Below are 10,053 nucleotides of genomic sequence, written 5' to 3' on the forward strand. Positions count from 1 at the left end.
GCTCCCTAAGAGAATGTGGAGTTGAATATCTGCGGAGACGCCGAGGCTTCGGGCTCGCTGATTAAGCAATCTACCGATTGGAGCTGGATCCTGAAGGACCTGGAGGCCACCCGTGCTCTGGGCAGGTATCTCGTGCAACAAGCTGAACGTCCATCATTACTGCTGCTCGAAGGCACCCTCGGTGCAGGCAAAACCTCTCTGGTGCAAGGCATTGCCTCTGCTATAGGAATCGATGAACCGATCACCAGCCCAACCTTTGCCCTTGCTCAGCACTACCCCCAGGGCAAACCACCACTAGTTCACCTGGATCTCTACCGGCTGGAGTTGCCAGCAGTTGCCAATGACCTGTTCCTTCAGGAAGAGGAAGAAGCTGTGGGGATGGGCGCCATCCTGGTTGTGGAATGGTCGGAACGACTGAGCTTGGACCTTCCGGATGCCTGGCGACTGAAATTGTCTTACCGGAGCGAAGGAGGCAGGCTGGCAACCCTGAACAAAAGCGATCAGTTTGCTGCTGGCTGAGAAGCCTTTTGAACAAAGAATCAGATCAAAGACCAGAACATTCAAGAATGGAGTTGATCGAGAAACTCCATCACCATGCTTGGCAGAGGCTGCGGATCAATCGCCCCTGCACCGGAACAGACGAGTGCACCACAGGCGGCCGCATAGCGCACAACCTGTTCCACAACCGCAGAACTGAGCTGAAGTGGCTGGCCAGTTGAAGGGGTCAGTGTCACCAGTTGATGCAGCAGTCCTGCCGTGAAAGCGTCTCCAGCACCAGTGGTGTCAACAATCTGAGACGGTGCCAGAACCGGCATCGAACCGCGATGGCCGGCCATACACCAACGGACCGGCTGACCGCCATCGGTCACCAGAACATCGGGCTGCTGCGGCAACGAAGCACTGATCTCCGCGGGGTCACTGCTCTTGAACAGCCACTCGGCTTCTTCCCTGGCCAGTTTGATCAATGCGGCTTTCTCAAGAAAGGGTTGGATCAGAGCCAGCGCATGCGGGGAAGGACCTGCAACCGGGTCTGCAGACGGATCCCAGAAAGTGGGGCGCCAGTTCACATCGAGGGCAATCCGCACTCCGTCCCGTTCGGCCTGACTGACCGCAGAGCGCAGGGTTGCCGCAGAGGCCTCTGTGGCCAGAGGGATGGTGCCGATCAAAAGCCAGCGAGATTCCTCTGCCAGAGCACACCAGATCGGATCAAGACCGCTCTGATTCAAGGCCTGATCGGCAAAGCCTTCGCCGCGGTCGCCAGCAAATCCCTGAAAGACCCGTTCACCAGTGGAATCGCGGCGCACCAACACCACCCGACTGGGCCGTTGAGGATCAATCTGCAGGCCGCGCAGATCAACACCGCGGTTGGCCAACATCTCCTGAAAGTTATTGCCGATGACATCGGCACCCAGTCGACCGATGAAGGCGACCGGTGTGCCAAGACGGGCCAACGCGCAAGCCACGTTGGCAGGAGCGCCACCCAGACGGTCGTGGCAATCCAGTGGCGCAGCCAAGGCAGGATCACACCCCAGTGGTCCGAGCCGATCCACGAGGGCCTCACCAAGACACAGCACCTGCGGAGCGGAATCAGACATCAGATCTGCAGCGGCTAACAGCAGCGTGGCCAACAATTCCACCAACGTCAGGCAGCGCAATCGCTGTTCAGCGTTAAGGCCCGTTCAGTGATCCAGCAACGAGCAGAACATGCAATCAAGAACCTTCAGCAGTACTCCTCAGGCAAGGTGATTAAGCAAGACGCTCACGCAGTGCGGCGATGATGCGCACATTGGCAGCAGGGAAGGGGTAATCAGCCAGGTCGGAGGGCTTCACCCAGCGCACCTGCTGACTGGCCAGGGGTTGGGGATCTCCTGAAACCAAACGACAGAGATGAACTTCAAAGCGCAGCTTTTTGTGGCTGTAGGCGTGATCCACCGTTATCAGCCTGTCATCAACACTGACTTCAATAGCCAGCTCTTCGCGCAACTCGCGGCGGATGGTGTCTTTGATGGCTTCATCAGGCTCCTGCTTACCGCCTGGAAATTCCCATAGACCGCCAAGCAGTCCCTCGTTCAGGCGCTGATCGATCAGAACCTCACCATCGTCATTCAGGACCACACCCACACCAATCACCTGGAAGGGGATGTCACGTGGTGCCTCTTTCACGGGGTACTGCTGAGGGGAACCGGAAGCGTAAGCAGCGCACTGTGCATACCAGGGACAAACCTCACAGGCAGGACGACGGGGAGTACAGACCGTGGCACCAAGATCCATCAGTGCCTGATTGAGATTGCGGCTCAGGCCTGGAACGGCATCAATCAACCCTTCACTCCAGGCCCAGAACTGACCCTGCGCCCGCCGGGGAGGCTCGGAATGGGCATACAACCTGGCCAGCACCCGACGAACATTGCCATCAAGGATGGCCAGAGGGCTGTTGAAAGCCGAAGACAGGATTCCAGCGGCTGTGCTGCGGCCGATGCCGGGCAATGCCAGCCAGGTCTCGGGGTCGAGAGGCCAATGGCTGAACGGCGTGGAATCGTTCACATCCCCTGGATCACGGCGCAGTTCAGCGAGCAGCAACCGGGAAGCAGCGTGCAAACGACGTGCTCTTGAGTAGTAGCCAAGGCCCTGCCAGAGCAACAACACCTGCTGTTCCGACGCCTCGGCAAGCACCTCAAGCCTGGGGAAAGCCTGCATCCAACGCAGCCAGTAAGGAAGCACCACCTGCAGCTGGGTTTGCTGCAACATCACCTCGGCGATCCAGCACTCCAGGACATTGAGAGGTTCATGGGGTTCAGGCCATTTGCCGTCCTTGGTGAACATCCACGGCTTCAGCGCAGGGTCCTTGCGGCCGTGAACCTCCCACCAGGCCAACAGCTCACTAGCCAAGCCGGAGGTCCAATCAGCTGGGTCTCCTACACCACCCAAACCCGAAGCCTGGGCATTAGTCGTACACAACTGGCATGCCCGCTGCAGGTGGCTTCATCAATGCTTTGACCTCTGGCTGTACCGACCGCTTGAACCGCTGCCACTGAGGGCTCAGCAGAATCTGTGTGACAGCAGCTTCACCAAGCCGCTGACCCGCTTCCACGTCACTCGGGTAATGCATGCCGCACGTCACGCGAGCCGCCATCCCCTGATGCCCAACCGCCAGCAAGCGCTCTCGACGTTCCGGCAGCAGATCTGCCAGGAGCAAGCTAGTGCTCACATACCAAGCAGCATGGCCACTGGGATAGCTCTGCGAAGACTCAAGCGGGAGACAAGGTTTGAGATCCGGATGGGTCAGGAATGGTCGTGACCGGGCATGTGCAACCTTGAGCTGGTTTTTGGCCTCATCAACCAAGTGCACAAACTGAGGCACACCTGCTGCGATGCGTGGCGCTGTTTTCTCAAAATCCGAACCAATAGCCGCTTGGAACCGACCGATCTCCCGACCGAGATAGGTCCATGCATGGCCCACCAACTCGGAATTACGCGCAAACTGCTGCCAGCGCAACACCGCTAGATCCCGTTTCAATCGATCACTGCCCTGAAGAGGTGGCTTCCCGACCACATCAGCCAAAGAAGCCAAATTCAGCGCAAGTCCATCCGCGGGATTCGCTCTTGCTGGAGCCATTGTGCCTGCGCACACACCAGCGACCAACGCCCAAGCGAAGACAGAAACCGGAATCTTCACTGATGGTTGCCGAGCGGTTTGTCCCATCACTCAAACCTATTCACTCCAAGGGTTGATTCTGTTGCGGGAGCTCTGAGCAGATTCAGAACGTGGTGGAGAAAACCATGGTCCGCCGCAACGCACAAGCATCGCTGGGGCTTGACCCTTCAAAGCCTGCAAGACTCGCAAAAGAACAGGCTGCCGAGGTCTGACATACCTCCGACGGGTCGTTGCAACTCTGCTGAAAGAAGCAGAATTCTGCGATGGCATCATGCCTCAACTGATTTTCCACATTGATGTAAATAGGAATCGCATCCAGGGTCTCGCGCAACTCAGGCCATTGACTGTCAACCCACCTATGAGGCCATGCCAACAAACAAGCTGTAAAAACAGCGCTTGTTTGCGAGCAAAAGAGTAAGGATCGCGAGAAGCCTGTGCTGCATTGGCTTTTGCCTGAATGCAAAAGCAACACTTCACAAGCAGAAACCATTCACGCACCTGTCCTCAAGGCATCAGAGACTTTTCCCCTGGCTCAGCCAAAAGCCAAGCCCGAAGCTGAGATCTGCTACTGCAGTCCTGTGGAAAAACTGTGCAAAACATTCTGATCAACTCGAAAATAATCTCTGCTCACGTTTGCTGATCAATCCCAATCGGATCAAACCGAATCATCTATTCCTTCTTGCCCGATCACCGGCTACCAGAAATGTGCACGCATGCCCTCTGATGCAGTGCGGAGTGAGCAAAAACAGGTAACGTCCGGCCTATCCGAGTGGGATTCTGTGCGGCGAACCGTGTTGTGCACTCTTGCCGCTGTGGCACTGGTCACAGGCTGCGGCAAGCCCAAGCAAGCTGCGCGATCGATGCTGACGGTGCAGACGGCAACAATCAGCGACGCCACCTTTGAACCCAACATCCAGGCCATCAGCATGTTGGAGTCCACCACCACTGTGGCTCTCATGCCAGAGACGGAGGGCCGCGTGGTTCAGGTGCTCGCCAAGGAGGGTCAGCAAGTCAAAGCTGGTCAGCCGATTCTCGTGCTCGACAACGTGCAGGAAAGCGCTGCCTTGGATGCTGCCAAGGCACAAGCCCTCACCGACAAGCTCAATGCCGAACGGTACGAATTCCTCTTCCAGAACGGAGCAACCTCAGCCGAACTGCGTGACCAGTACGCCACTCAGGCGATCACCTCACGCGATCAGGCACGCACCGCGGCAGCAAACCTGGGATACAAATTTGTGCGCTCACCGATCGACGGCGTCATCGGCAACCTCGACAAGGTGAAACTCGGCGATTACATCGAAGCCGGGCAGGACATTACCGGCATCGTGAATAACTCAAACCTGTGGACCTTGATGGAGATCCCAGCCACCCAATCAGGAGAAGTGGCGATCGGCCAGACCGTGAAAGTGGTCTCACAGAGTGACCCCCCTGTGCAAGGAGAGGGTTCGGTTGTGTTCATCTCCCCCTACTTCGGGACGAGCAGTAATTCCAGTGCCCCCAACACCGTGCTCGTGAAAGCAGAGTTCCCCAATCTGACCGGGCAGTTGAAGACCGGACAATTCGTGAAAAGCGCAATTATCACTGGACGCAAGCAAATTCTCGCTGTGCCAGTGCAGGCCGTGATGATGCAGGCGGAACAACCTTTCGTTTACAAGTTGATTCCGCTGAGCAAAGCACTGCCAGGGATCAAAGCCTCGGCGAATGTTCCAGAAGCTACAAAGAAAACACTGGAAAAGCTTCCCCCCGCAACGCCAATCGTGATGCAGACCAAGGTGAAGCTGGGTCAACTTCAGAACAATTTCTACCCCGTGCAATCGGGGCTGAACCGAGGAGACAGTGTGGCGGTCAGCAATACCAGTCAACTGCGCAGCGGGATGCCGGTGAAGGTGGCGCCTGCCGGTTCAACGAAGAAGGATTAACCAGCGATGTCCTTCTCAGACAAGTTTATTAAACGACCGGTTCTAACAACGGTCTGCAGCATTCTGATCGTGCTGGTGGGTGTGATCAGCATCCCTACTCTGCCAATCGCCAACCTGCCTAACATTGCTAATCCAGTGATCCAGGTTAGCTCTGGATATAGCGGTGCTAATGCGGAGGTAACCGAGCAGGCCGTCACCAATCCACTGGAGCAACAAATCAACGGCACTCCCGGGGTCAGTTACATCACCTCCAACAGCGACATGGAGGGAAACAGCTCGATCAGTGTCTATTTCGATGAAACAACAGACATCGATATTGACCAAGTCAATGTTCAGAACAGGGTGAGCCTGGCGCTGCCTCAGCTGCCCAGCCAAGTGTCGGACACGGGCGTGTCAGTGAAACAGAGCACCCCTTCCATTCTGTTGGCATACCAGGTGGGTTCTAGCGAGGGCCAGTTCGATATCAGTTATCTCAATGGCCTGATCTACGAGCAGCTTTACTACCCGCTGTCGAGGGTCGAAGGCGTTGCAACGGTGACGGTTTACGGCGGAGCAACTCCTGCCTTCTGGCTATTTGTGGATCCGGACAAATTGACTGCCAATGGGTTAACTTCCGATGACGTGATTTCGGCAGTCAAGGCACAAAATAGTTTGGCGATCGGCGGATTGATCGGAGGACCACCAGCCTCAGGAGATCAGACATTCACCTATCCAATCGTTGTTGAGGACAACGGCAATCTGATCACGATCGAACAGTTCGAGAATCTGATCCTTAGCCGTACAGAAACTGGAAATCTTCTCAAGCTCCGTGACGTCGGAGAAGTGCGCTACGGGACCAACACATACACCATCCAGGCCACCGACAAAAGAAGCCAACCAGCTCTCACCGTGGCCGTTTTTCAGACGCCTACCAGCAATGCTCTGGACGTCTCCAAGGCAGTCGTTGAACAGATGAACCAATTCGCGGCATCTGTTCCTCCGGGAGTGAAGGTCGATCAGATCTACGACGTCGGCCAGTTCATTGAATCCTCCGTTGAAGGTGTTACCGACGCGCTTGGCCTGGCCATCATCCTGGTGCTGGTGATCCTGTTTCTTTTTCTTCAAAACTGGAGGGCAACCATCGTTCCCAGCCTCGCCATTCCGATCTCGCTGGTGGGCGCTTTTGGCTTTCTGAAGGTCTTCGGTTTTTCCATCAATCAGTTAACTCTGCTTGGCCTGGTGCTTGCCACCGGTTTGGTCGTGGACGACGCCATCGTTGTGATCGAAGCGGTCTCAAGCAACATCGAAAAAGGAATGCGGCCCCGACAGGCCGCGATGGAATGCATGGGGGAGCTGTTTGGCGCCCTAGTGGCAACAGCCTTAGTACTGATGGCCGTATTCGTTCCAGTGGCCTTCTATCCAGGCAGTATCGGCATCATTTACAAACAATTCGCCTTAACAATCGCTTTCTCGATCGGAATCTCTGCGTTCAATGCCCTCACATTTTCACCCATGCTTTCGGGTCTGATCCTTCCAAAGGAGCAGCCGAGACAACCCAAAGGATGGGGGTGGATCGTTGCCGGAGTGATCGTCGGGCTTGCCTTCGGCAGATTCAGTGCCAATTCCTTCGGGAGCTGGACCTACGTGGCCGGGGTGCTGGTTGGTGGCTTCGCCGGTGCCAATCTCACCAGGATTTTCGAAAGTTTCAATGCTGGCTTTGGTCGGCTTCAGAAGGCCTACGCCAATCTTCTTCAACAATTGATCAAAGCGCGAAAGCTCGTAATGACGGGGCTCGTAGCAGGCATGGTGCTGACTCTGCTGGCCTTCACAGCCATCCCGGGTGCGTTCATTCCTGAGGAAGATCAGGGCTATGGGATGGGTATTTTCCAGTTGCAGAATGGTGCATCTATTATCGAGACCCAAAAGGTCGGCATTCAGATTGCTGAAATTCTCCGGAAGGAGGAGGACATCGACAACGCATCCGTGATCAACGGGGCTGGCTTCAACGGTTCAAGCCCCGACCAAGGTCTGTTTTTCTATGGTTTCAAACCTCTATCAGAGCGAAGAAACGCCAAAGACAGTGCCGACGCGATTATTGAACGTTTGAATGCGCAGTTGATCGAACTAAGCAGCGGTCTTGCCATTGCCATTGCTCCACCGGCGGTTCCCGGATTTTCTCCATCGGGTGGTTTCTATTTCCAGTTCAACGATCTCAGCAATGGCACCTTTGGCTTCAACGAGCTCTCCGAGATGGCAGGAAAGCTGATCAAGACAGCCAATGCCAGCGGTGATTTCTCCAGTGTGTTCACACAGTTCAATCCCAGCTCTCCCGCTGTTGGTCTGTCCATTGACCGCGATGTGATGGGTGCACTCAACGTCGACTACCAAGATGCAATGAACACCATCGCAATCGTGACTGGTGGCAACTACTCGGGGCTCACCTACGAAAGCGGACAGGTCCGCAACATCTATGTGCAAGGAACTCCTGATCAGCGCAAGAACTTCGATGACATTCTCGATATCTACGTTCACGACAGAGATGGAGGCCTGGTTCAGGTATCCCAGTTCGCCAGCATGGATCTCAGCAGCGCCCCACCGGTGATCAATCACTTCAACCTGTACCGATCGATTCTGATCCAGGGTTCTGAGGCCGCCGGCAAAAGCAGCGGTCAGGCACTGGAGAGCATGCAGCAGATCTTCAAGATGGAGAATTTCACCAACATCGGCTCTGCTTTTACAGGTCTCGCAGCGCTTCAGCTCTCCTCCGGAAACGCCAGCTTGGTGGTATTTGGACTCGGACTGCTGATCGTTTACCTCGTGTTGTCAGCCCAGTACGAAAGCTACGTGACCCCGGTGATCATCCTGGCGACGGTTCCTTTAGCCATGCTTGGCGCGCTGGCATTCCTGAGTCTGCGCTCGATTGATCTCAATATTTACGCTCAGGTTGGGCTTGTGACCCTGATTGGTCTGGCCGCCAAAAACGGGATTTTGATCGTTGAGGTCGCCGAACAACGACTTGAACAGGGCAAGTCTGCTGTTGAAGCGGTCATCGAATCTGCTGAATCGCGACTTCGTCCGATTCTGATGACAGCGATCGCGGCCCTCGCCGGTTTTCTTCCACTAGTGGTGGCCAATGGAGCCGGCTCTCACAGTCAGCAGTCGCTGGGAACTGTGATCTTCGGTGGGCTTTTGGTTGCCACAGTGCTGTCTCTAGGGGTGGTACCGCCTTTTTATGTGGTGATCAAAGGTCTGGAGTCACGCTTGTTCAACCAAAAGCAGCAGGATGGCAGCGATGATGCATCAATCGCTGGTGCCAGCTGACTCAATCTGGACCTGGAAACAATCCGACGGCAGCACCCTTGAAGTCGCCTGGCAGTGCTATGCAGACACTTCAGACCACAAGCAGAACAGCACTGTTCCCGCTGTCGTCCTGGTGCATGGCTTCGGCGCCAGCAGCAAGCACTGGCGTCACAATTTGCCTGTACTGGGGCAACAAGCCCCTACGTATGCTCTCGACCTGATCGGCTTTGGCGGCAGCAGCCAACCTCAGGCGCTGCTTCCAGGCGAACAACCTGCTTTTGACCAAGCAGATCAGAGTCAAGCCCTTGTCTATAGCTTCGATCTTTGGGGCAAACAGGTTGCCGACTTCTGCAAGGCAGTGGTTCAAGGTCCAGTGCTTTTGGTCGGCAACTCGATTGGCGGAGTCGTGGCGTTACGCGCCGCGCAGCTGCTTGAAGACCAATGCAAAGGAGTGGTGCTGATCGACTGCGCTCAACGACTGATGGATGACAAGCAGCTGGCAACCCAACCGGCCTGGATGGCCTGGATCAGGCCGCTCTTGAAGACACTGGTGAGGCAGCGCTGGCTAAGCACAGCTCTGTTTCGAAATGCCGCGCGACCCAGTGTGATCCGCAGTGTTCTGAAACAGGCCTACCCAAGCGGTGACAACGTCGACGACCAGCTCATTGAGCTTCTCTACAAGCCAACGCAACGCTCAGGGGCCGCAGAAGCTTTCCGAGGCTTCATCAATCTGTTTGACGATCACCTCGCACCCGATCTGCTGGAGAATCTGCAGCAACCCGTTGATCTGATTTGGGGACAGAAAGATCCTTGGGAACCTATCTCTGAAGCACAAGAGTGGGTCAAATGCTTCGGCTGCATTGATTCATTGACAATATTAGAAAAGGCAGGTCATTGTCCGCACGACGAAAGTCCAAACGAAGTCAACAAACAGTTGATAAACATACTTGAAAAGTATTAATTTAATACCAAAAGAATAACCGGCTTATCGTAAAGAACGTTGAAACTTGTCAGCTGCTAAAAGAATTCAGCAAGCGACATAAGCTTCAACCTGATCACTGAGACGTCGCAATCCAGCGAGGCCGTCACGCTCGAGGTTGCGAACACGATCTCTGCTGATGCCAATTACCCGACCGATGCCAGTGAGACTCATCGGATCCTCGCCGTCCATCCCGTAGCGCATCCGCAACACACGCTCCTGCA

General features: G+C 55.4%; 8 protein-coding genes. 4 read left to right on the forward strand and 4 right to left on the reverse strand.

Going from position 1 to position 10,053, the window contains the following annotated elements:
• Positions 1–21: 21 nt before the first annotated feature.
• On the forward strand, positions 22–519 hold the full coding sequence (gene tsaE, locus DXY31_RS10200) for a tRNA (adenosine(37)-N6)-threonylcarbamoyltransferase complex ATPase subunit type 1 TsaE (RefSeq protein WP_170953654.1): 498 nt from the start codon (positions 22–24) through the stop codon (positions 517–519).
• Positions 520–560: 41 nt separating this feature from the next.
• Here the strand turns inward: tsaE and DXY31_RS10205 are convergent, their stop codons facing one another.
• The 3 genes from DXY31_RS10205 to DXY31_RS10215 form a co-directional block, all read right to left on the reverse strand.
• On the reverse strand, positions 561–1,595 hold the full coding sequence (locus DXY31_RS10205; RefSeq protein ID WP_114993682.1) for a carbohydrate kinase: 1,035 nt from the start codon (positions 1,593–1,595) through the stop codon (positions 561–563).
• A 151-nt stretch (positions 1,596–1,746) separates the two neighbouring features.
• Positions 1,747–2,955, reverse strand: a complete 1,209-nt coding sequence (gene mutT / locus DXY31_RS10210) for an 8-oxo-dGTP diphosphatase MutT (RefSeq protein ID WP_371639319.1) — start codon at positions 2,953–2,955, stop codon at positions 1,747–1,749.
• Positions 2,942–3,700, reverse strand: coding sequence for a phosphatase PAP2 family protein (locus DXY31_RS10215; protein ID WP_114993641.1), 759 nt, complete (start codon positions 3,698–3,700; stop codon positions 2,942–2,944). The genes mutT and DXY31_RS10215 overlap by 14 nt, the downstream gene beginning before the upstream one ends.
• A 731-nt stretch (positions 3,701–4,431) precedes the next feature.
• Between DXY31_RS10215 and DXY31_RS10225 the strand changes: the two genes are divergently transcribed.
• Genes DXY31_RS10225 through DXY31_RS10235 form a run of 3 tightly spaced genes read left to right on the forward strand, consistent with a single transcriptional unit; the run spans position 4,432 to position 9,811 of the window.
• Positions 4,432–5,571, forward strand: coding sequence for an efflux RND transporter periplasmic adaptor subunit (locus tag DXY31_RS10225; protein ID WP_371639327.1), 1,140 nt, complete (start codon positions 4,432–4,434; stop codon positions 5,569–5,571).
• Between the two features lie 6 nt (positions 5,572–5,577).
• Positions 5,578–8,871, forward strand: a complete 3,294-nt coding sequence (locus DXY31_RS10230; protein WP_114993643.1) for an efflux RND transporter permease subunit — start codon at positions 5,578–5,580, stop codon at positions 8,869–8,871.
• Positions 8,846–9,811 carry an alpha/beta fold hydrolase gene (locus DXY31_RS10235; RefSeq protein ID WP_114993685.1) on the forward strand — a complete coding sequence of 322 codons (966 nt, stop codon included), beginning with the start codon at positions 8,846–8,848 and terminating at the stop codon, positions 9,809–9,811. The genes DXY31_RS10230 and DXY31_RS10235 overlap by 26 nt, the downstream gene beginning before the upstream one ends.
• A 66-nt stretch (positions 9,812–9,877) precedes the next feature.
• Here DXY31_RS10235 and DXY31_RS10240 read toward each other — a convergent pair.
• Positions 9,878–10,053: sigma factor-like helix-turn-helix DNA-binding protein (locus DXY31_RS10240; RefSeq protein ID WP_305791090.1), on the reverse strand; the 176-nt coding region annotated here is incomplete at its 5' end.

It is taken from the genome of Synechococcus sp. UW179A (genome assembly GCF_900473965.1).
Lineage (GTDB): Bacteria > Cyanobacteriota > Cyanobacteriia > PCC-6307 > Cyanobiaceae > Synechococcus_C.